Source organism: Pseudomonas sp. SDO5271_S396, assembly GCF_054071795.1.
This window is the reverse complement of record NZ_JBSVWB010000031.1, coordinates 19,471-40,724: the sequence shown is the minus strand read 5'-3', so window position 1 is coordinate 40,724 and position 21,254 is coordinate 19,471. Positions and strand designations below refer to the sequence as shown.

16 protein-coding genes and 1 pseudogene are annotated in these 21,254 nt (G+C 62.5%); 8 read left to right on the top strand and 9 right to left on the bottom strand.

Translation table 11 applies throughout. The features are described from left to right. Positions 1-40: 40 nt before the first annotated feature. The 7 genes and pseudogenes from ACW9IN_RS20035 to hemE form a co-directional block, all read left to right on the top strand. Positions 41-1,294: pseudogene (locus tag ACW9IN_RS20035) on the top strand (type IV pilus secretin PilQ); the annotation flags it as partial. Positions 1,295-1,298: 4 nt separating this feature from the next. After that, positions 1,299-1,817, top strand: coding sequence for a shikimate kinase AroK (gene aroK, locus ACW9IN_RS20030; RefSeq protein WP_457367499.1), 519 nt, complete (start codon positions 1,299-1,301; stop codon positions 1,815-1,817). A 125-nt stretch (positions 1,818-1,942) separates the two neighbouring features. Continuing rightward, a complete protein-coding gene (aroB, locus tag ACW9IN_RS20025) occupies positions 1,943-3,043 on the top strand; it encodes a 3-dehydroquinate synthase (RefSeq protein WP_457367498.1) in 1,101 nt (366 codons plus the stop codon). 10 nt (positions 3,044-3,053) lie between these two features. Further along, positions 3,054-4,613 carry an AAA family ATPase gene (locus ACW9IN_RS20020; protein ID WP_457367497.1) on the top strand — a complete coding sequence of 520 codons (1,560 nt, stop codon included), beginning with the start codon at positions 3,054-3,056 and terminating at the stop codon, positions 4,611-4,613. 350 nt (positions 4,614-4,963) lie between these two features. Next, entirely contained in the window at positions 4,964-9,409 is a 4,446-nt protein-coding gene (gene gltB, locus ACW9IN_RS20015; protein ID WP_457367496.1) for a glutamate synthase large subunit, read from the top strand. Positions 9,410-9,441: 32 nt separating this feature from the next. Next, positions 9,442-10,860 carry an FAD-dependent oxidoreductase gene (locus ACW9IN_RS20010; protein WP_457367495.1) on the top strand — a complete coding sequence of 473 codons (1,419 nt, stop codon included), beginning with the start codon at positions 9,442-9,444 and terminating at the stop codon, positions 10,858-10,860. A gap of 242 nt (positions 10,861-11,102) precedes the next feature. Continuing rightward, complete coding sequence (gene hemE / locus ACW9IN_RS20005) at positions 11,103-12,170, top strand: uroporphyrinogen decarboxylase (RefSeq protein WP_457367494.1); 1,068 nt, start codon at positions 11,103-11,105, stop codon at positions 12,168-12,170. 74 nt (positions 12,171-12,244) lie between these two features. Here hemE and ACW9IN_RS20000 read toward each other — a convergent pair whose 3' ends face one another. Then, positions 12,245-13,471, bottom strand: a complete 1,227-nt coding sequence (locus ACW9IN_RS20000; protein WP_457367527.1) for an MFS transporter — start codon at positions 13,469-13,471, stop codon at positions 12,245-12,247. Positions 13,472-13,644: 173 nt separating this feature from the next. Between ACW9IN_RS20000 and ACW9IN_RS19995 the strand changes: the two genes are divergently transcribed. Further along, positions 13,645-14,538: a LysR family transcriptional regulator gene (locus tag ACW9IN_RS19995; RefSeq protein WP_457367493.1), complete on the top strand. Its 894-nt coding sequence runs from the start codon at positions 13,645-13,647 to the stop codon at positions 14,536-14,538. A gap of 238 nt (positions 14,539-14,776) precedes the next feature. Here the strand turns inward: ACW9IN_RS19995 and ACW9IN_RS19990 are convergent, their stop codons facing one another. The 8 genes from ACW9IN_RS19990 to ACW9IN_RS19955 are packed head-to-tail and all read right to left on the bottom strand — an operon-like array spanning position 14,777 to position 21,254. Then, positions 14,777-15,196, bottom strand: coding sequence for a hypothetical protein (locus tag ACW9IN_RS19990; RefSeq protein ID WP_457367492.1), 420 nt, complete (start codon positions 15,194-15,196; stop codon positions 14,777-14,779). Positions 15,197-15,221: 25 nt separating this feature from the next. Continuing rightward, positions 15,222-16,448 (bottom strand): beta-ketoacyl-ACP synthase, encoded by a 1,227-nt coding sequence (locus tag ACW9IN_RS19985; protein ID WP_457367491.1) that lies wholly within the window; start codon positions 16,446-16,448, stop codon positions 15,222-15,224. Further along, positions 16,448-17,176, bottom strand: coding sequence for a 3-oxoacyl-ACP reductase FabG (gene fabG / locus ACW9IN_RS19980; RefSeq protein ID WP_457367490.1), 729 nt, complete (start codon positions 17,174-17,176; stop codon positions 16,448-16,450). Before fabG ends, ACW9IN_RS19985 begins: the two co-directional genes overlap by 1 nt. Continuing rightward, positions 17,173-17,634: a hotdog family protein gene (locus tag ACW9IN_RS19975; protein WP_457367489.1), complete on the bottom strand. Its 462-nt coding sequence runs from the start codon at positions 17,632-17,634 to the stop codon at positions 17,173-17,175. Before ACW9IN_RS19975 ends, fabG begins: the two co-directional genes overlap by 4 nt. Further along, entirely contained in the window at positions 17,631-18,797 is a 1,167-nt protein-coding gene (locus ACW9IN_RS19970; RefSeq protein WP_457367488.1) for a beta-ketoacyl-[acyl-carrier-protein] synthase family protein, read from the bottom strand. Before ACW9IN_RS19970 ends, ACW9IN_RS19975 begins: the two co-directional genes overlap by 4 nt. After that, the gene (locus tag ACW9IN_RS19965; RefSeq protein WP_457367487.1) at positions 18,794-19,279 is read right to left on the bottom strand and encodes a hypothetical protein; all 486 of its coding nucleotides are present in this window, start codon (positions 19,277-19,279) and stop codon (positions 18,794-18,796) included. The genes ACW9IN_RS19970 and ACW9IN_RS19965 overlap by 4 nt, the downstream gene beginning before the upstream one ends. Further along, positions 19,276-20,010, bottom strand: a complete 735-nt coding sequence (locus ACW9IN_RS19960; protein WP_457367486.1) for a class I SAM-dependent methyltransferase — start codon at positions 20,008-20,010, stop codon at positions 19,276-19,278. Before ACW9IN_RS19960 ends, ACW9IN_RS19965 begins: the two co-directional genes overlap by 4 nt. Continuing rightward, on the bottom strand, positions 20,007-21,254 hold the full coding sequence (locus ACW9IN_RS19955) for an NAD(P)/FAD-dependent oxidoreductase (protein WP_457367485.1): 1,248 nt from the start codon (positions 21,252-21,254) through the stop codon (positions 20,007-20,009). Before ACW9IN_RS19955 ends, ACW9IN_RS19960 begins: the two co-directional genes overlap by 4 nt.

Below are 21,254 nucleotides of genomic sequence, written 5' to 3'. Positions count from 1 at the left end.
GATCCAGCTGCCACCCCCTGGCAGCGCGGCTCAGGGTACCTATACCGGAGGCAAACTGAGCCTCAACTTCCAGAACATCGACCTGCGTGCGGTCTTGCAGCAGATTGCCGATGTGGCCGGCCTGAACCTGGTTGCCAGCGACGATGTGCAGGGCACGATCACCCTGCGACTCAAGGACGTGCCCTGGGACCAGGCGCTGGACCTGGTGCTGCAAGCCAAGGGGTTGGACAAGCGGGTCAAGGCGGGTGTTTTGCTGGTGGCGCCTGCCGATGAATTGGCGGCTCGCGAGCTCCTGACGCTGGAGGCGCGCAAGCAAATGGCCGAATTGGCGCCGTTGCGTCGGGAGTTGTTGCAGGTCAACTACGCGAAGGCGGCGGACCTGGCCAAGCTGTTCCAGTCGGTGACGGGGCTGGAAGACGGCGCCGATGAACGTGGCTCGGTGGCGGTGGATGATCGCACCAATAACATCATCGCCTACCAGACCGGCGAGCGCCTGGAGGAGTTGCGGCGAATCGTGGCGCAACTGGATGTTCCGGTGCGTCAGGTGATGATCGAGGCGCGGATCGTCGAGGCCAACGTCGACTATGACAAAAGCCTGGGAGTGCGCTGGGGCGGGCGGCTCAATCGCGGGAATTGGTCGGCGGGCGGCATCGACAAACCTTTGCCCGAAGGGGCGACGCCGCCGGAAAACCCGCCCAGTTCGCCGTTCGTCGATATGGGAGCCTTTACCGGCACGTCGGGGCTGGGTCTCGCCTTCATCACCGACAACCTGTTGCTGGATCTGGAACTGACCGCCATGGAAAAGACCGGTAACGGGGAAATTGTTTCCCAACCCAAGGTGGTTACGTCCGACAAGGAAACCGCGCGCATCCTCAAAGGCACCGAAATTCCCTATCAGGAATCCAGCTCCAGTGGCGCCACATCGGTGTCGTTCAAGGAGGCCTCGCTCTCGCTGGAAGTGACCCCGCAGATCACCCCGGATGACCGCGTGATCATGGAGGTCAAGGTCACCAAGGATGAGCCTGACTACTTGAACAAGCTCAACGACGTGCCGCCGATCAAGAAAAACGAGGTTAACGCCAAGGTTCTGGTCAAGGATGGCGAGACCATCGTCATTGGCGGTGTTTTCTCCAATACCCAAAGCAAAGTGGTAGATAAAGTGCCATTTTTGGGCGATGTGCCGTATCTTGGCCGCCTTTTCCGGCGCGATGTGCTGGCGGAGAAAAAATCCGAGCTGCTGGTATTCCTGACTCCGCGTATCATGAATAACCAGGCGATTGCTGTGAGTCGTTGATTCTGTGCGAAATTTGATTCTTGTAGGTCCGATGGGCGCTGGAAAAAGCACCATCGGCCGTTTGCTGGCCAAAGAGCTGCGCCTGCCGTTCAAAGATTCCGACAAGGAAATTGAATTGCGCACGGGCGCCAATATCCCATGGATCTTCGATAAGGAAGGCGAACTGGGCTTTCGTGACCGCGAGCAGGCGATGATCGCCGAGCTGTGCGGCTGCGACGGCGTGGTATTGGCGACCGGCGGTGGCGCGGTAATGCGCGATGAAAACCGTCGCGCATTGCATGCCGGTGGTCGGGTGGTCTATCTGCATGCGTCGGTCGAGCAGCAGGTGGGCCGCACTGCCCGCGATCGCAATCGTCCGTTGCTGCGCACGGCCAACCCGGAGAAAACCCTGCGAGACCTGCTGACGCTGCGCGATCCGCTGTATCGGGAAATCGCCGACCTGGTGGTGGAAACCGATGAGCGGCCGCCGCGGATGGTGGTGCTCGATATTCTCGAGCGCTTGCAGCAACTGCCACCCCGTTAAAGCCTGGCCCGAAATGCGCTATTCTCGGCGGCGCGCTATCACCCGCCGGAGTGTGGCGTAGAGCCATTAGGTGGCGTCAGATTTCAATGTTACCGGTCGTCAATACATCTTCAACGCGGGGACACATGCAGACACTTAAGGTCGATCTAGGCGAGCGCAGCTACCCGATCCATATTGGCGAGGGGCTGTTGGACCAGCCCGAGTTGCTCGCGCCGCATATTGCCGGGCGGCAGGTGGCGATCATCTCCAATGAAACGGTCGCGCCGCTGTATCTTGAGCGTCTGAGCCGCAGCCTGTCGGCGTATTCGGTGATTTCCGTGATCCTGCCCGACGGTGAAGCCCACAAGAACTGGGAAACCCTGCAACTGATCTTCGATGGCCTGCTCACCGCTCGCCACGACCGCCGCACCACTGTGATCGCCCTGGGCGGCGGTGTGATCGGCGATATGGCCGGCTTCGCGGCTGCCTGCTACCAGCGTGGCGTGGACTTTATCCAGGTGCCGACCACCCTGCTGTCCCAGGTCGATTCGTCGGTGGGAGGCAAGACCGGTATCAACCATCCGCTGGGCAAGAACATGGTGGGTGCTTTCTACCAGCCCAATGCCGTGCTGATCGACACTGCCACCCTCAACACCCTGCCGCCGCGCGAGTTGTCGGCGGGCCTGGCGGAAGTCATCAAGTACGGCCTGATCTGCGACGAGCCGTTCCTTACCTGGCTGGAAGAGCATGTGGATGCGCTGCGCAACCTCGACCAGGCGGCCCTCACCGAAGCCATTTCCCGTTCCTGTGCCGCCAAGGCGCTGGTGGTAAATGCCGACGAGCGGGAGTCCGGCGTGCGGGCCACCTTGAACCTGGGCCACACCTTCGGCCATGCGATCGAAACGCACATGGGCTATGGTGTCTGGTTGCACGGGGAGGCCGTAGCGGCTGGCACGGTGATGGCGCTGGAGATGTCGCAGCGTCTGGGCTGGATCACCGCCCAGGAGCGGGACCGTGGCATCCGTCTGTTCCAGCGAGCCGGCTTGCCGGTTATCCCGCCGGAGGAGATGACCGAGGCCGACTTCCTCGAACATATGGCGATAGACAAGAAAGTGATCGACGGTCGACTGCGACTGGTGCTGCTGCGCCACATGGGCGAAGCGGTGGTGACCGACGATTATCCGAAAGAGATTTTACAGGCCACGCTGGGAGCGGATTACCGCGCCCTGGCCCAGCTTAAAGGTTAATAAGATCCCGATGACTAGTTTGCATGCCGACGAGGCGTTCCTCGGCCATTACCACCTGAGCCATGACCCTTTTGCTCCACGGGTGCCCGGCTTCAAATTTTTCCCGGCCCAGCGCAAGCCGGTGCTCGGCCAGTTGCACCACCTGGCGCGCTATAGCCAATTGCTGCTGGTCGTGACCGGCCCGTTGGGCAGTGGCAAGACCCTGCTGCGCCAGGCGCTGGTGGCCAGCACCAACAAGCAGTCGGTGCAGAGCGTGGTGGTGTCGGCCCGTGGTGCCGGTGATGCGGCGGGAGTGTTGCGCCAAGTGGCCCAGGCCCTGGACGTGGCAACCGCCGAGCCGAACGCGATCCTCAAGCAGGTGGTGCAGCTGGGCCTGACCGGCCAGGAAGTCTATCTGCTGGTGGACGACGCCGAGCAGCTCGACGAGTCCGCCCTTGAGGCGTTGCTGGCGCTGGCGGCGGGCACACCGGAAGGCCGTCCCCATGTGTTCCTGTTCGGTGAGTCTTCGCTGATCGCCGAGCTGGAGCAGATCAGTGGCGACCAGGAACTGTTCCACGTCATCGAATTGCAGCCGTACGAAGAGGAAGAAACCCGCGAATACCTGGCTCAACGCCTCGAAGGCGCAGGGGCGGGTATCGAACTTTTCTCCGCTCAGCAGATCTCTGATATTCACGAAAGCTCCGACGGCTGGCCTGGCACCATCAACCAGGTCGCCCGCGATGCCATGATCGAAGCCATGATTGCCAGCCGTTCCGCGGTGAAGCGTCCAAAGATGGGGTTCACTATGCCTAAGAAGCACGTACTGGCTATCTCCGCCGTTGTCGTGGTCGCCGTTGCCGCCGCCTGGTTGATTCCGGGGCGCAGCAAGGCACCGACAACTGCCGGCACGCCAACCGAACAGGCGCAATTGCCACTGGGCAAACCCACGCCAAATGTCGAATTCGCCAACTCCGGCCAGCCGACCAACCTGCCGATGGTCGGCCAGCCCGTGATGCGCGGCCCGCTGGCTGAAGAGGCCGGTGGTATCTCCGAGGGGGACGACGGTGTGCCGGTGGAAGGTTCCAGCGCCACCCCGCCGACGGTCACCACCACTGCGCCACCTGCAGGCGTGCCAGCCGGCCAGCCAGCCGCCAAGCCCACACCGGCACCTACGGTCGCAACTGCCAAGCCTGCGCCAGTGACCAAGCCGGCTGCGCCTGCACCTGCCGCCAAGCCAGCGCCAGCACCCGCAGCCAAACCGGCTGAGAAGCCCGCTGCCACCGTCGCCAAGGCTGGCGCCGCAGGCAGTGGCTGGTACGGCAGCCAGCCGGCCAGCAACTTTGTGGTGCAGATCCTTGGCACCAGCTCCGAAGCCAACGCCCAGGCGTTCGTGAAAGAGCAGGGCGGCGAGTACCGTTATTTCAAGAAAGTGCTCAACGGCAAGCCTCTCTACGTGATCACTTATGGCAACTTCGCAAGCCGTGCCGCGGCTGATTCTGCCATCAAAGCCTTGCCAGCGAAGGTTCAGGCTGGTAAACCTTGGCCTCGCACTGTTGCCAGCGTTCAACAAGAACTCGCAACAACTCGCTGAAGATCCGGCGGCCTTACCCAGGCCGCCCTCCCGGCACCTCAAAAAAACTACAACAGCGTGCAGCCCTGAAGGCCGCGCGCTTTGTGGTGTCTGCGTCACAGTAGCTTTTGAGTCGCGGCAGTCAGAATTAAAAAAGTTTTGACTAGCACAGCGTATCGCTTTAAACCTTTCATAAATGCGACATAGATTTGCGACATTTCGTCGCTAAATTTGTGAGCGTTCGTGTCGGTGTGTACAATGACCTCCCTTTTGCCCCCGCTAAGCCGGCGTACGTTCGGCGTGGAAGGTAACCGGTTGAATTGAAAAGAAATTTGCCTCGATAGAAGAGGCAGCCTGGTGAGAAAGTGTCTATGAAAGCAGGTCTGTACCAACCCGATGAATTCAAGGATAACTGCGGTTTCGGCCTGATAGCCCATATGCAGGGCGAGCCCAGTCATACCCTTTTGCAAACGGCCATCGAGGCCCTGACCTGCATGACCCACCGTGGTGGGATCAACGCCGACGGCAAGACCGGTGACGGTTGTGGCTTGCTGATTCAAAAGCCCGACCTGTTTCTGCGCGCTGTCGCAAAAGAACAATTTGCTGTCGACCTGCCCAAGCAGTACGCCGTGGGCATGGTGTTCTTCAACCAGGATCCGGTCAAAGCCGAAGCCGCTCGCGAGAACATGAACCGCGAGATCCTGGCCGAAGGCCTGCAGCTCGTCGGCTGGCGCAAAGTGCCGATCGACACCAGCGTACTCGGCCGTCTGGCCCACGAGCGTCTGCCGCAGATCGAGCAAGTGTTCATCGCGGGTGACGGCCTGAGCGACCAGGACATGGCGATCAAGCTGTTCAGCGCCCGTCGCCGTTCTTCCGTGGCCAATGCCGCGGATGTCGATCACTACATCTGCAGCTTTTCCCACAAGACCATCATTTATAAAGGCCTGATGATGCCGGCGGACCTCACCGCCTTTTATCCGGACCTGAGCGACGAGCGCCTGCAAACCGCAATCTGCGTGTTCCACCAGCGCTTCTCCACCAACACCCTGCCGAAATGGCCGCTGGCCCAGCCATTCCGCTTCCTCGCCCACAACGGCGAGATCAACACCATCACCGGTAACCGCAACTGGGCCCAGGCCCGTCGCACCAAGTTCACCAACGACCTGATGGACCTGGAAGAGCTCGGCCCGCTGGTCAACCGCGTGGGTTCCGACTCCTCGAGCATGGACAACATGCTCGAGCTGATGGTTACCGGCGGCATCGACCTGTTCCGTGGCGTGCGGATGATCATTCCGCCAGCGTGGCAGAACGTCGAGACCATGGACCCGGACCTGCGTGCATTCTACGAGTACAACTCGATGCACATGGAGCCGTGGGACGGTCCGGCCGGCGTGGTAATGACCGACGGCCGCTACGCGGTGTGCCTGCTCGACCGTAACGGTCTGCGCCCGGCGCGTTGGGTCACGACCACCAACGGTTTCATCACCCTCGCGTCGGAAATCGGCGTGTGGGACTACAAGCCCGAAGACGTCATCGCCAAAGGCCGCGTGGGCCCTGGCCAGATCCTGGCCGTGGACACCGAAACCGGGCAGATCCTCGACACCGACGCCATCGACAACCGCTTGAAGTCGCGTCACCCGTACAAACAATGGCTGCGCAAGAACGCCCTGCGTATCCAGGCGACCATGGAAGACAACGACCACGGTTCGGCTTTCTACGACGTCGACCAGCTCAAGCAGTACATGAAGATGTACCAGGTCACGTTCGAAGAGCGCGACCAGGTGCTGCGTCCGCTCGGCGAGCAAGGCTACGAGGCGGTAGGTTCCATGGGCGACGACACGCCGATGGCCGTACTGTCCCAGCGCGTGCGCACGCCGTACGACTATTTCCGCCAGCAGTTCGCCCAGGTGACCAACCCACCGATCGACCCGCTGCGCGAAGCTATCGTGATGTCCCTGGAAGTGTGCCTCGGTGCCGAGCGCAACATCTTCCAGGAATCGCCTGAGCACGCCTCCCGCGTGATCCTCAGTTCGCCCGTGATTTCCCCGGCCAAATGGCGCTCGCTGATGACCCTGGATCGCCCGGGCTTCGATCGCCAGATCATCGACCTGAACTACGACGAGAGCGTCGGCCTTGAAGCCGCGGTGCGCAACGTCGCCGATCAGGCCGAAGAAGCCGTGCGCGCCGGTCGTACCCAGATCGTACTGAGCGACCGTCATATCGCGCCGGGCAAACTGCCGATCCACGCGTCGCTGGCCACTGGCGCGGTACACCACCGCCTGACCGAAAAAGGCCTGCGCTGCGACTCCAACATCCTCGTGGAAACCGCCACCGCCCGCGACCCGCATCACTTTGCGGTGCTGATCGGTTTCGGCGCCTCGGCGGTGTACCCGTTCCTGGCCTACGAAGTGCTGGGCGACCTGATCCGTACCGGCGAAGTGCTGGGTGACCTCTACGAAGTGTTCAAGAACTACCGTAAAGGCATCACCAAGGGCCTGCTGAAAATCCTGTCGAAGATGGGTATCTCCACCATCACGTCGTACCGGGGCGCGCAGCTGTTCGAGGCCATCGGCCTGTCCGAAGAAGTCTGCGATTTGAGCTTCCGTGGCGTGCCAAGCCGTATCAAGGGCGCGCGTTTCGTCGACATCGAAGCCGAACAGAAAGCCCTGGCCGCCGAAGCCTGGAGCGCGCGCAAGCCGATCCAGCAAGGCGGCCTGCTCAAGTTCGTGCACGGTGGCGAATACCACGCGTACAACCCGGACGTGGTGAACACCCTGCAAGCCGCCGTGCAGCAGGGCGACTACGCCAAGTTCAAGGAATACACCGCGCTGGTGGACAACCGCCCGGTGTCGATGATCCGCGACCTGTTCAAGGTGAAGACCCTGGACACCGCGATGGACATCAGCGAAGTCGAACCATTGGACGCGATCCTCAAGCGCTTCGACTCCGCCGGTATTTCCCTGGGCGCCTTGTCGCCCGAGGCCCACGAAGCCCTGGCCGAAGCCATGAACCGCCTGGGTGCGCGTTCCAACTCCGGCGAAGGCGGCGAAGACCCGGCGCGCTACGGCACCATCAAGAGCTCGAAAATCAAGCAAGTGGCCACCGGTCGCTTCGGTGTCACCCCGGAATACCTGGTCAACGCCGAAGTGCTGCAAATCAAAGTGGCCCAGGGCGCCAAGCCCGGCGAAGGCGGTCAGCTGCCTGGCGGCAAGGTCAACGGCCTGATCGCCAAGCTGCGTTATGCGGTACCGGGCGTGACCCTGATCTCGCCACCGCCGCACCACGACATCTACTCGATCGAAGATTTGTCGCAGCTGATTTTCGACCTGAAACAAGTCAACCCGCAGGCGCTGGTCTCGGTGAAACTGGTGGCGGAAGCCGGCGTGGGCACCATCGCCGCCGGTGTGGCCAAGGCGTATGCCGACCTGATCACCATCTCCGGTTACGACGGTGGCACCGGTGCATCGCCGCTGACCTCCATCAAGTACGCCGGCGCACCATGGGAGCTCGGCCTGGCCGAAACCCACCAGACCCTGCGCGGCAACGACCTGCGTGGCAAGGTCCGTGTGCAGACCGACGGTGGCCTGAAAACCGGCCTCGACGTGATCAAGGCCGCGATTCTTGGCGCCGAAAGCTTCGGCTTCGGTACTGCGCCGATGATCGCCCTGGGCTGCAAATACCTGCGTATCTGCCACCTGAACAACTGCGCCACCGGCGTGGCGACCCAGAACGAAAAGCTGCGCAAGGATCACTACATCGGCACCGTCGACATGGTGGTGAATTTCTTCACCTACGTCGCCGAAGAGACCCGTGAGTGGCTGGCCAAGCTGGGCGTGCGCTCCCTCGAAGAGCTGATCGGCCGCACCGATCTGCTGGAAGTTCTCGAAGGCCAGACCGCCAAGCAACACCACCTGGACCTGACGCCGTTGCTCGGCAGCGATCACATCCCGGCTGACAAACCGCAATTCTGCGGTGTGGAGCGCAACCCGCCATTCGACAAGGGCCTGCTGGCCGAGAAGATGGTGGAAATTGCCGGTGGCGCGATCAGCGACGCCAGCGGTGGCGAGTTCGAACTGGATATCTGTAACTGCGACCGTTCCATCGGTGCACGTATCTCCGGCGAAATCGCGCGCAAGCACGGCAACCAAGGCATGGCCAAGGCGCCGATCACGTTCCGCTTCAAGGGTACTGCGGGCCAGAGCTTCGGCGTGTGGAACGCCGGCGGTCTGCACATGTACCTGGAAGGCGACGCCAACGACTACGTGGGCAAGGGCATGACCGGCGGCAAGCTGGTCATCGTTCCGCCCAAAGGCAGCGTGTACAAGACCCAGGACAGCGCCATTGTCGGCAACACCTGCCTGTACGGCGCCACCGGTGGCAAGCTGTTCGCCGCCGGTACCGCCGGTGAGCGTTTCGCCGTGCGTAACTCCGGTGCCCACACCGTGGTGGAAGGCACTGGCGATCACTGCTGCGAGTACATGACCGGAGGCTTTGTCGCGGTACTGGGCAAGACCGGTTACAACTTCGGTTCGGGCATGACTGGCGGTTTCGCCTATGTGCTCGACCAGGACAACACCTTCGTCGACAAGGTCAACCACGAGTTGGTCGAGATCCAGCGCATCAGCGGCGAAGCCATGGAGTCCTACCGGAACCACTTGCAACACGTGCTGGATGAATACGTTGAGGAAACCGGCAGCGAATGGGGGCGTAACCTCGCCGAGAACCTCGATGATTACCTGCGTCGTTTCTGGCTGGTCAAGCCCAAGGCTGCCAACCTGAAATCGTTGCTTTCCAGCATCCGTGCCAACCCGCAGTGATATGCGCCTGAAGAGTTTGATGAGGTTTTAACATGGCTGAACGTCTGAATAACGACTTCCAGTTCATCGATGTCGGGCGCAAAGATCCGAAGAAGAAACTGTTGCGTCAACGCAAGAAAGAGTTCGTGGAAATCTACGAGCCCTTCAAACCCCAGCAGTCGTCCGACCAGGCACATCGTTGCCTGGGTTGCGGCAACCCGTATTGCGAATGGAAGTGCCCGGTGCACAACTTCATTCCCAACTGGCTCAAATTGGTGGCCGAGGGCAACATCCTTGCGGCCGCCGAGCTGTCGCACCAGACCAACACCCTGCCGGAAGTGTGCGGCCGGGTGTGCCCGCAGGACCGTCTGTGTGAAGGTGCCTGCACCCTCAACGACGGCTTCGGCGCGGTGACCATCGGTTCGGTGGAGAAGTACATCACCGACACCGCGTTCGCCATGGGCTGGCGCCCGGACATGTCCAAGGTCAAGCCGACCGGCAAGCGCGTCGCCATCATCGGCGCCGGTCCTGCCGGCCTGGGCTGTGCCGACGTGCTGGTGCGTGGCGGCGTGACCCCGGTGGTGTTCGACAAGAACCCGGAAATCGGTGGTCTGCTGACCTTCGGCATCCCCGAGTTCAAGCTGGAAAAAACCGTACTGAGCAACCGTCGCGAAGTGTTCACCGGCATGGGCATCGAGTTCCGCCTGAACACCGAGGTCGGCAAAGACGTGACCATGGAGCAACTGCTCGCCGAATACGATGCCGTGTTCATGGGCATGGGCACCTACACCTACATGAAGGGCGGCTTTGCCGGCGAAGACCTGCCGGGTGTGTATGACGCGCTGGACTTCCTGATCGCCAACGTCAACCGCAACCTGGGCTTTGAAAAGTCGCCGGAAGATTTCGTCGACATGAAAGGCAAGAAGGTGGTGGTGCTGGGCGGTGGCGACACCGCGATGGACTGCAACCGGACCTCGATCCGCCAGGGCGCCAAGGCTGTGACCTGTGCCTATCGTCGTGACGAAGCGAACATGCCGGGCTCGCGCAAAGAGGTGAAGAACGCCAAGGAAGAAGGCGTGAAATTCCTCTACAACCGCCAGCCGATCGCCATCGTCGGTGAAGACCGGGTCGAAGGCGTGAAGGTGGTCGAGACCCGTCTCGGCGAGCCGGACGCCCGTGGCCGTCGCAGCCCCGAGCCGATCCCGGGTTCCGAAGAGATCATCCCGGCCGACGCCGTGGTCATCGCTTTCGGTTTCCGCCCAAGCCCGGCGCCGTGGTTCGAGCAGTTCGACATCCAGACCGACAGCCAGGGCCGCGTCGTGGCGCCTGAGCAAGGCCGGTACAAGCACCAGACCAGCAACCCGAAGATTTTCGCCGGTGGTGACATGGTGCGCGGCTCGGACCTGGTGGTCACGGCGATCTTCGAAGGCCGCAACGCCGCCGAAGGGATCCTGGATTACCTGCAAGTCTGACCCCGATCCCAACTTGAAATGGGATCAAACGGTGGGAGCTGGCTTGCCTGCGATAGCGCTGTAACAGTCACCGGATGTCTCGACTGAACTACCGCAATCGCAGGCAAGCCAGCTCCCACATTTGTTTTGCAGCGCTTTTATGTCCGCGACAAATTGACCCGATAGATAAAAGGCACGGTGCATTCCGTGCCTTTTGCGTCGCGCTCTGAGAAAATGCCCGCACTTTTTTTGCGGATGCCGACATGACTGCCCTCAAGAACGACCGTTTCCTTCGTGCCCTGCTCAAGCAACCCGTGGACGTCACCCCTGTGTGGATGATGCGCCAGGCCGGTCGCTACCTGCCGGAATACCGCGCCAGTCGTGCCAATGCCGGCGACTTCATGAGCTTGTGCATGAACCCGGCGTTCGCCTGCGAAGTCACGATGCAGCCGCTGGACCGCTACCCCGAACTGGACGCGGCCATCCTCTTCTCCGATATCCTCACCATCCCTGACGCCATGGGCCAGGGCCTGTATTTCGAAACCGGCGAAGGCCCGCGTTTCAAGAAGGTCGTCAGCACCCTGGCCGACATCGAAGCGCTGCCGATCCCCGACCCGCACAAAGACCTGGGTTACGTGATGGACGCCGTGAGCACCATCCGCCGTGAACTCAACGGCCGCGTGCCACTGATCGGCTTCTCCGGCAGCCCGTGGACCCTGGCCACCTACATGGTCGAAGGCGGTTCGTCGAAAGACTTCCGCAAGACCAAGGCGATGCTCTACGACAATCCGCAAGCCATGCACCTGCTGCTGGACAAGCTGGCGCAGTCGGTCACCGCCTACCTCAACGGCCAGATCCAGGCCGGTGCGCAAGCGGTGCAGATCTTCGACACCTGGGGCGGCAACCTGTCGGCGGCGGCGTACCAGGAATTTTCCCTGGCCTACATGCGCAAGATCGTCGGCGGCCTGATCCGCGAACACGAAGGCCGCAAAGTGCCGGTGATCCTGTTCACCAAAAACGGCGGCCTGTGGCTGGAAAGCATCGCCGATGCAGGTGCCGACGCCCTCGGCCTGGACTGGACCTGCGACCTCGGCGAAGCCCGCCAGCGCGTCGGCAACCGCGTTGCGCTGCAAGGCAACATGGACCCGACCGTGCTGTATGCCAAGCCGGAAGCGATCCGCACTGAAGTGGGCCGCATCCTCGCCAGCTACGGCAAGGGCTCAGGGCATGTGTTCAACCTGGGCCATGGCATCACGCCGGAAGTGAACCCGGAGCATGCCGGCGCGTTCCTGCGCGCGGTGCATGAACTGTCGGCGCAGTACCACGAATAATGAAAAAGCCCGGCAAATGCCGGGCTTTTTCATGGCTGAACACAAGCCAGCTCCCACATAAAAGCAAAATAGCCTTAGACCTTCACTTCTCCCAACGGTGGCAGCTTCGCCAGTCTCAACGCCACCAGCAACGCGCCGATCAACAGCGCGATGATGAACGCGCCAATCCCGTTCCACCCGGCAAAGTGCCAGAAGAACCCGCCCGCCGTCCCCGCAATGCTCGATCCCACGTAGTAGCAGAATAGGTACAGCGACGACGCCTGCCCCTTGGCTTTCACCGCGCGGCGCCCGATCCAGCTGCTGGCCACCGAGTGGGCGCCGAAGAAGCCGAAGGTGAAGATCAGCATGCCTGGCACCACCAGCCACAGCGGTGTGAACAGGGTCAGGCTCATACCGGCGAGCATCAGCACGATCGTTCCCCACAGGACGCGGCGGCGACCGAGGCGGTCGGCCAGCGAGCCGATTTTTGCCGAGCTGTAGATGCCGGTGAGGTACACCAGCGACAGCAGACCGACCACCGCCTGGCTCAGTTCATAGGGCGAGGCCAGCAAGCGGTAGCCGATGTAGTTGAACATCGTCACGAACGCGCCCATCAGCAGGAACGCCTCAAGGAATAGCCACGGCAGGCCCGCGTCCTTGAAGTGCATGACAAAACCGTCCAGCAGGTTGCGCGGCTTGAGGCTGCTGGCGCGGAAGTTGCGCGACTCGGGGAGGATTTTCCAGAACACGGTCGCTGCGATCAGCGCCAGGGCGCCGATGATCAGCATTGCGGTGTGCCAGCTGACGAAGTCGATCAACACGCCGATGATCAGGCGTCCGCTCATGCCGCCAATGGCGTTGCCGCCGATGTACAGACCCATGGCCAGGCCGATGTGTTGTGGATGGATTTCTTCGCTCAGGTAGGTCATCGCCACGGCGGCCAGGCCGCTCAGGGACAGGCCCACCAGCGCGCGCATCAGCAGGATGCCCTCCCAGGTCGGCATCAGACCGCTGGCAATGGTGCACAGCGCGGCGCTGAACAACGCGGCGACCATCACCGGCTTGCGTCCCAGGGTGTCGGAAATCGGCCCGGTGATCAGCAACCCAAGTGCCAGCATCGCCGTGGCCACCGACAGAATCAGGCTGCTTTGCGCCGCATTGATGGAAAACTCCCGGGACAGCGCCGGCATCATCGGCTGCACGCAATACAACAGAGCAAAGGTCGCGAAACCGCCAGAGAACAGCGCCAGTACCGTGCGCATGAACATGGGCGTGTCTTTTTCGATGTATTGCTCGTTGAGCTGGGCCACCACCTCATCCAGGGCGTTCGGTGGGACTTCTTGGGCGTAGGGCGCGACAGCAGCTTTCACGGGGGACCTCGGGGAGCAAGAGTGCGCCGAAATCGGCACTGCAAAAAAGAATATAGCTGGCTAACGATTCTTTCCAATATATTGTTCGACCTGTTTGATAGCTTTTACGACCTAATGAGGTTTAGATGGAATTACGACATCTGCGCTACTTCATCGCCGTCGCCGAGGAACTGCACTTTGGCCGCGCCGCACAGGTGCTGGGCATCTCTCAACCGCCATTGAGTCAGCAGATCCAGGCGCTGGAGCAGGAGGTCGGCGCACGGCTGTTTGAGCGTACCAATCGTCGGGTCGAGCTGAGCGAGGCGGGACGATTGTTCCTGCATGAAGCGCGGCTGGCGCTGGCGCAGGTCGACAAGGCTGCGGATGTCGCGCGACGGGCGCAGTTGGGTGAGTTGGGCGAACTGAAGATCGGCTTCACGTCGTCGGCACCGTTCAACGCCAGCATCCCCCAGGCGATCTTTGCGTTTCGCCAGGCGTTCCCGGCGGTGCATCTGAACCTGCAGGAGATGAGCAGTACCCAAGTGGCCGAATCTCTGGTGGATGAGTCGATCCAGGTGGGGCTGATGCGGCCACTGCCGTTGCCCGACTCCCTCAGCCTGATCGAACTGATGCGCGAGCCGCTGGTGGCCGTGTTGAATGCCGGCCATCCGCTGGTGACGGGCAGTGAGCGCGGTTTGCATCTGGCGCAGTTGGCTGAAGAGCCGTTCGTGTTTTTCCCGCGAACCTACGGCAGCGGCCTGTACGCCCAACTGCTCAACCTGGCACGTGACGCCGGCTTCAGCCCGCACTTCGCCCAGGAAGCGGGCGAGGCCATGACCATCATCGGCCTGGTTGCAGCGGGGTTGGGGGTGTCAGTGCTGCCGGCCTCGTACCAGCGCATTCGAATCGATGGGGTGGCGTATCGCACGCTCCTCGACCCGGACGCGGTAACGTCCGTGTGGCTGGTGCAACGCAAAGGAGGGCAAACCCCGATGGCCGAGGCGTTTGTGGAGTTGTTGACGCGCAAGGCTGTTCAATAAAAAACGGACTTTAAAACGAAGCAGCTCTTTGTGGGAGCTGGCTTGCCTGCGAAAGCGGTGGGCCAGTTGGCAGGTGTGTCGACTGACATTCCGCATTCGCGGGCAAGTCGAATCGTCGCACCGCCGCCAGCCATCGCAGAGCCAGGCAGGACGCGGCGATGACAAGCCAACCTGTTTGTGAAGAGGGCGCCGAAAGGCGCCCTTTGTCGTTTCTGGCGCCCTGCCGGTCAAGCGCGCTTCAGTTCTGCTGCGACGTATTCGCCTCGTTCACTCCGTAGGCGCGCAGCCCCGCCAGGATGTCCCGGTCCAGCATGCTAACCCAGCGGTTGTAGTTGCGATGGATGGTGCCGTTCTTGTAGCCCAGGTCACGGCTGTCGCGGTAGGTGATGGCGTAGCTGTTGCGGGTGTAGCGGATGTCGATTTCAGCATGGAACTGATTGCGCACGGTGATCTCGGCCTGCACCAGTTGCGGGCTCAGGCGCTGCACGGACCATTCACGTTTTTGCAGGGCATTGACGATGACCTGCCGGACTTTCTCTTCGCTGACCTGCCCGGTGGCCGGGATATCGTGCTGGGTATTGAGGATCGGCTTGTTGGTGCACCCCGCGGCGGTCAGCAAGGCCAGGGTGATCAGGGTGGCGCGTAGCAAGGAAGACATTCCGTTTTCTCCAGTCGATTGAAATTCAGGGCCAGCGGCGAAAGATCAGCGACGTGTTGACGCCGCCAAACGCAAAGTTGTTGTTCATCACGTAGTCGTGGTGCATCTCGCGGAACTCACCCTGCAGGTAATCCAGCTCGCCGCATTGCGGGTCAACGCTGTCCAGGTTGAAGGTGTGCACGTACTGGTCGCGGTTCATCATCTCGATGCTGAACCACGATTCCAGCGCGCCGCACGCGCCCAGGGTGTGTCCAAGAAAGCTTTTCTGCGAGCTGATGGGCATGCGACTGCCGAACAGGCTGCTGGTGGCCAGGGTTTCGGCGATATCGCCCTGGTCGGTGGCGGTGCCGTGCCCGTTGACGTAGCCGATGGCCGCCGGTGCCAGCCCCGCGTCTTCCAGGGCCAGTTCCATCGCGCGGCGCATGGTTTGTTGTTCCGGGCGGGTGGTGTGCTGGCCGTCGGCATTGCTGCCAAACCCGACGATTTCGGCATGAATATGCGCACCTCGCGCCAGGGCATGTTCCAGTTCTTCCAGTACCAGCATGCCACCGCCTTCGCCGATCACCAGGCCATCGCGACCGCTGTCGTACGGGCGTGGGCTGCTCTGGGGCGCATCGTTCTTCAGGCTGGTGGCGTAGAGCGCATCGAACACCATGGCTTCGGTGGGGCACAGTTCTTCAGCGCCGCCGGCGAGCATCAACGGCAGGCGCCCGAACTTGATCGCTTCATAGGCGTAGCCGATGCCCTGGCTGCCACTGGTGCAGGCGCTGGACGTGGGGATCAGCCGCCCTGTGAGGCCAAAGAAGATGCTGATATTCGCCGCCGTGGTATGGGGCATCATGCGCACATAGGAGTTGGCATTGAGCCCTTCGGCCACCGAGTTCAGCAGCATGTTGCCGAACGCCTTGATCTCGTCGGTGCTACCGGTGGACGAGCCGCACGCCACGCCCATGCGCCCGTCCTTGATCGACTCATCGCCAAGCAAACCGGCGTCTTGCAACGCGCGTTCCGCTGCCCACACCGCCAGGCGCGACACACGGCCCATGCTGCGCAGTTGCTTGCGTGTCCAGTGGGCGGGCACCACGAAGTCATCGATGGGCCCGGCCAGGCGTGTGTTCAATTCGCTGAAGCGATCCCACTCGTCCATGCGCCGAATGCCGCTGCGGTTGGCGCGGAAGTTGGCGGCGATGGTGTCCCAGTCGCTGCCCAGGGAAGTCATGCCGGCCATGCCGGTGACGACGACGCGCTTCATCAGCACAGGCCCCCATTCACGGCCAGGACCTGGCGGGTGATGTAGCCGGCTTCCGCCGACATCAGGAAATTCACCGCGCCCGCCACCTCTTCCGGGGTGCCCATGCGCTGTGCCGGGATCATCTTCATCAGTTCTTCCACCGGCACGTTTTCGTCCAGCATCGCGGTGTCGATCAAACCGGGGGCGACACAGTTGACGGTGATCTTGCGCTTGCCCAGCTCGATGGCCAGGGCCTTGGCGGCGCCGATCAGGCCGGCTTTCGAGGCGCTGTAGTTGACCTGGCCACGGTTGCCGATCAGGCCGGAAACCGAGGTGATGCACACGATGCGCCCGGCGGTGCGGCGCCGAATCATCGGCATCATCACCGGGTGCAGCACGTTGTAGAAGCCGTCGAGATTGGTGCGCAATACGTCGTCCCAGTCGTCCTCCGACAAGGCCGGGAAGGCGCCGTCACGGGTCAGGCCGGCATTGAGCACCACGCCGTAGTAGGCGCCGTGCTGCTCCACGTCAGCCTCAAGGATTGCCTTGCACGCAGCACGATCCGCCACATCGAATTGCAGTACCCGCGCCTGGCGGCCCAGGGCCTCGACCTCGGCCCGCACCGCGTCGGCTTCGGCGCGACCGCTGCGGCAATGCAGCACGATGTCATGGCCGGCCTGGGCCAGGCGCAGGGCAATGGCGCGACCGATGCCACGGCTGGAGCCGGTGACCAGTACGGATTCAGTCATGGCGTTACGTCCTTCGATTCATCTAAATAATTGGCCGCCTGGGGCGGTCGAAATACATTCAAGCGGGCGCTGGCCAAAATGCCATCACCGGTCAGGTGGCATTCGAACACACCCATGCCGTTGTCGTCTTCCAGAGAGCGCATGCCGTGGATGCTCAGTTCGGCACCTGCCGGAAAATGCGCCACGTTGCACGCGAACTTGCGAGTGCCCAGCAGAAAACCCAGCGCCACGGCTTCACCGTTGCGGCGTGCGTGACAACCCGCGTAGGCGGCCACGCTCTGCGCCATCAGCTCGATGCCGACCCAGGCCGGCAGGCTGCCATCCGGGTGGTTGAACAAGCCACCGGGCTTGACGGTGACGCGGGTGTGAATCTGCTCCTCATCGAACGACAGCACCTGATCGATCAGGATCATGTCGCCAGCATGGGGCAGCAGTTCGGCGAGTGGCCAATCGATCATGGGGCCTCTCCGATAATCAGGCTGACGTTGTTGCCGCCGAAGGCAAACGAGTTGCTCATCAGGCAGCGTTGTTCCAGGACCTCTCCCGTTTGCGCCCAGCGCAGAACGGGTAGCTCCGGGTCGGTTTGAGCGTCCCACACATGGGGCGGCACGCGGTCGTGTACCAGGCTCAACCAGCAGAACGCCGCTTCCAGCGCGCCGGCGGCGCCCAGGGTGTGGCCGCTCATGGGTTTGGTCGACGAACAGGCCACACCTTTGGGAAACAGGCTGGCGACGGCCAGGCTTTCCATGGCGTCGTTATGCACCGTGGCGGTGCCGTGCAGGTTCAGGTAACCGATCTGCTCGGGCTGTCGTTTTGCGCTGACCAGTGCCTTGCGCATGGCTTGCAGCGCGCCCTTGCCGGTGGGCTCGGGCGCAGAAATATGGTGGGCGTCGCAGCTGGCGCCGCTGCCGAGCAGGGCGATGGGCGCAGGTTCGCGGGTCATCAGGAACAGCACCGCCGCTTCACCGATGTTGATGCCGTTGCGGTTCACCGAAAATGGGTTGCACCGTTCGCTCGACACGGCCTCCAGCGAGACGAAGCCGTTGAGCGTCAATTTGCACAGGCTGTCGACCCCACCGCAGATCACCGCGTCGCACAGTCCCAGGTTCAACAGGCGCTGGGCACTCATCAGTGCGCGGGCGCTGGAGGTGCACGCAGTGGAAATCACATAGGCCGGGCCGCTTACCTGCAACCAGTCGGCGAGGAAGGTCGCCGGGGCGCTGAGTTCCTGTTGCTGGTAGTCGTAGTCGGCGGGGAAGTGCTGGTCCCGCAGGTAGTGAGCGATGCCTTGGCTGGCCTCGTCGATGCCCGACGTGCTGGTGCCCAGCACGATAGCCACCCGCGCGGCGCCATGGGTGTGGATCGCCTGACGGATCTCGTCCTCGATCTGCAACGCGGCATCCAGCAGCAACTGGTTGTTGCGGCTGTGGTGCTGGCTCAGGTGTGCCGGCAGGGGCGCCAGTTCACTGTGCACGCCGGCCACCGGCAACACGCGCTCCGGCACCCAGCCGCCTTCGGCGCGCATGCCGGAACAGTCGCCGGCAAACAAATTGCGGCTGACTTCGGCCTGGCCCCGGCCCAGTGCACAAATGACACCGAGGGCGTTGAGGTAGGCCGTCATTGGCCCGCTCCCAGCGGTGTGATGCGATAGCTCAAGGGCGGCTGAACGCTCATGTTCACGGTGAACACCTCGGAAGACTGGTACACGATCTGCCAGTGGCCGGGCAGGGTGCGCGTCAGGTCCATCGCCTGGGCGCTGGGGTAGAGCGCGCGCACGTCATCCGACGAGGTCAGGGCAAACAGCAGGGCGGCGAACAGCGCCCGCGCCTGAGGGTTGGGCGGCAACAGGCCGTCGGCCTGCCATTGGCCGTCGATCAGTTTCTGCCGCGCCTGGGGGATGCCCAGCGGGTCCATCATCGACCAGCGGATGCCGCTGCCTTCACGCTGGATCACCAATAACCAGTCCTGGCGCTGACCCTCGGCCAGGCGCTGCACATGCAACTGCATGGGCAACGCCAGCGCCGGGGTTTTTTCGGGCAGCGGCGGCTGGCTGACGCAAGCGCCCAGCAGTAACACGCACGCCATCAACAGCAAACGGATCATGGTGTAGCAGCCTCCAGGGGTTTGCGTGCCACGCAGTTGACCAGGGTCTCTTCGCGTTGGCCCACCGGCGGCGGATTGCGCAGGCCCCAGCGCTCCAGCAGACCGAAATCGCTGGAACGGCTCCACCACAGGTACGGATACGAAACGTTCTGCGGGCCGAACTCAAAACCCTGCTCGCGGAGCATGTCCAGATATTCCTCGGCGCTTTTCTGCACGTGCATGGGGTGACGGAACAGCCAGCGGATCACCCAGGTATCGATGTACGCCTCGGTGGATTCGGCGAACAGCAGATAGCCGCCGGGCTTGAGCACCCGGTAGAACTCTTTCAGGGCGCGATGCTGTTCCACCAAGTGATGAAAAGTCTGGTGGCAGAACAGGATGTCGACGCTTTCGTCGGGCATTTGCAGGGTGGCGCAGTCGCTGCCGATCAGCTCGACGGCCAGGCCCTGGCGTTCGGCTTCCGCGCGGCTCAGGGTCAGGCTGTGGGGGTCGGCGTCCAGACCGATCAAGCGTTCGGGCGCGAACACCTGCTGCAACAGCTTGAAAGACTTGCCCTGGCCGCAACCGGCGTCCAGCAGCACCGGAGCCTGTGGCAATGGCTCGCTGAACAGGCCGCGCAGGTCGTTGATCGCGACGCGCAAGACATGGTGCTGCCAGGTATGGCTACGCAGGAACCAGAAGCCGAAACGGGTTTCTTCGACGTAGTTTTTACTCAGATAGTGAGTGCTCATGCGGCATCCCCTGCACAAATTTCAGACAGCATCCGTAGCCGTCGCTTCGGCTCGCTGACAAACGGGTTGCGTTCGTCCCACGCGTAACCGGCGAGAATCGAGCTGATCATCCGGCGAATCTCCGGTGAACTGCCCGGGTGGAAAATCACATCCTGGAACGTACCGGCGTACCAGCCTTCGACGTAGCAACGGAAAGTGTCGACCCCGCGTTTCAAGGGCTCGGCAAATTCGGTCTGCCAGTCCACGGTTTCACCCTGCAACTGACGGTGCAGCAGCCCGGCGGCCATGCTGGCCGAGCGCATGGCGATGGTCACGCCGGAAGAAAACACCGGGTCGAGAAATTCCGCGGCGTTGCCCAGCAGCGCAAAGCCCGGGCCATGCAGGGTTTTGACGTTGGCCGCGTAGCCGCCGATGGTCCGCGCGGGGGTGTCCCACACAGCGTTTTGCAGCACGCCGGACAGGCTCGGGGTTTCGTCGATGAAGCCGCGCAGGCAGGCGTCGAGGTCGCTGTCCCGCCCGTCGAAGTGCGCCTTGGCCGCGACCACGCCCACCGAGCAGCGACCGTTGCTGAACGGGATGGTCCAGAACCAGATATCGCGCTTCGTCGGGTGGGTGGTGACGAGGATTTTGGTGCGGTCGAAGCCCGGGTGTTCGATGCGGTCTTCAATATGGGTGAACACCGCCTGGCGCACGGGGAAATCAGACGGTATATCCAGGTCCAGCAGGCGCGGCAGCACGCGGCCATAGCCGCTGGCGTCGAGCACGAACCTGGCTTTGAGGTGGTACTCGCTGCCGTTCTCGCGACGCACGTGCAGGTAGCGGCACTCGTCCTTGAAGTCCACACCGACGAGGGTTTCGCCGTAGCGGATTTCCACGCCCTGCAAGGCGGCCTGGTCCGCCAGCAACTTGTCGAATTCACCGCGCTGCACCTGGAAGGTGGTCGGCTTGCCGTGGCTGAACGTATCGCTGAAATCGAACGCACTGTAGCGCTCGCCCCAGGCGAACGCCGCACCGGTCTTCAGCTGGAAACCTGCGGCTTGCACGGCCTCGAGCATGCCGGCTTCTTCGATGAAGTCGATGCAGTGGGACAGCAGGCTTTCGCCGATCGAGAAGCGCGGGAAGTGCTGGCGTTCGATGACCAGCACATCGTGCCCGTTGCGCTTGAGCAGCGCGGCGGCGATGGCACCGGACGGCCCGGCGCCGATCACCACCACTTGGCGGCGTTCCATTTCAACTGTTGGCAC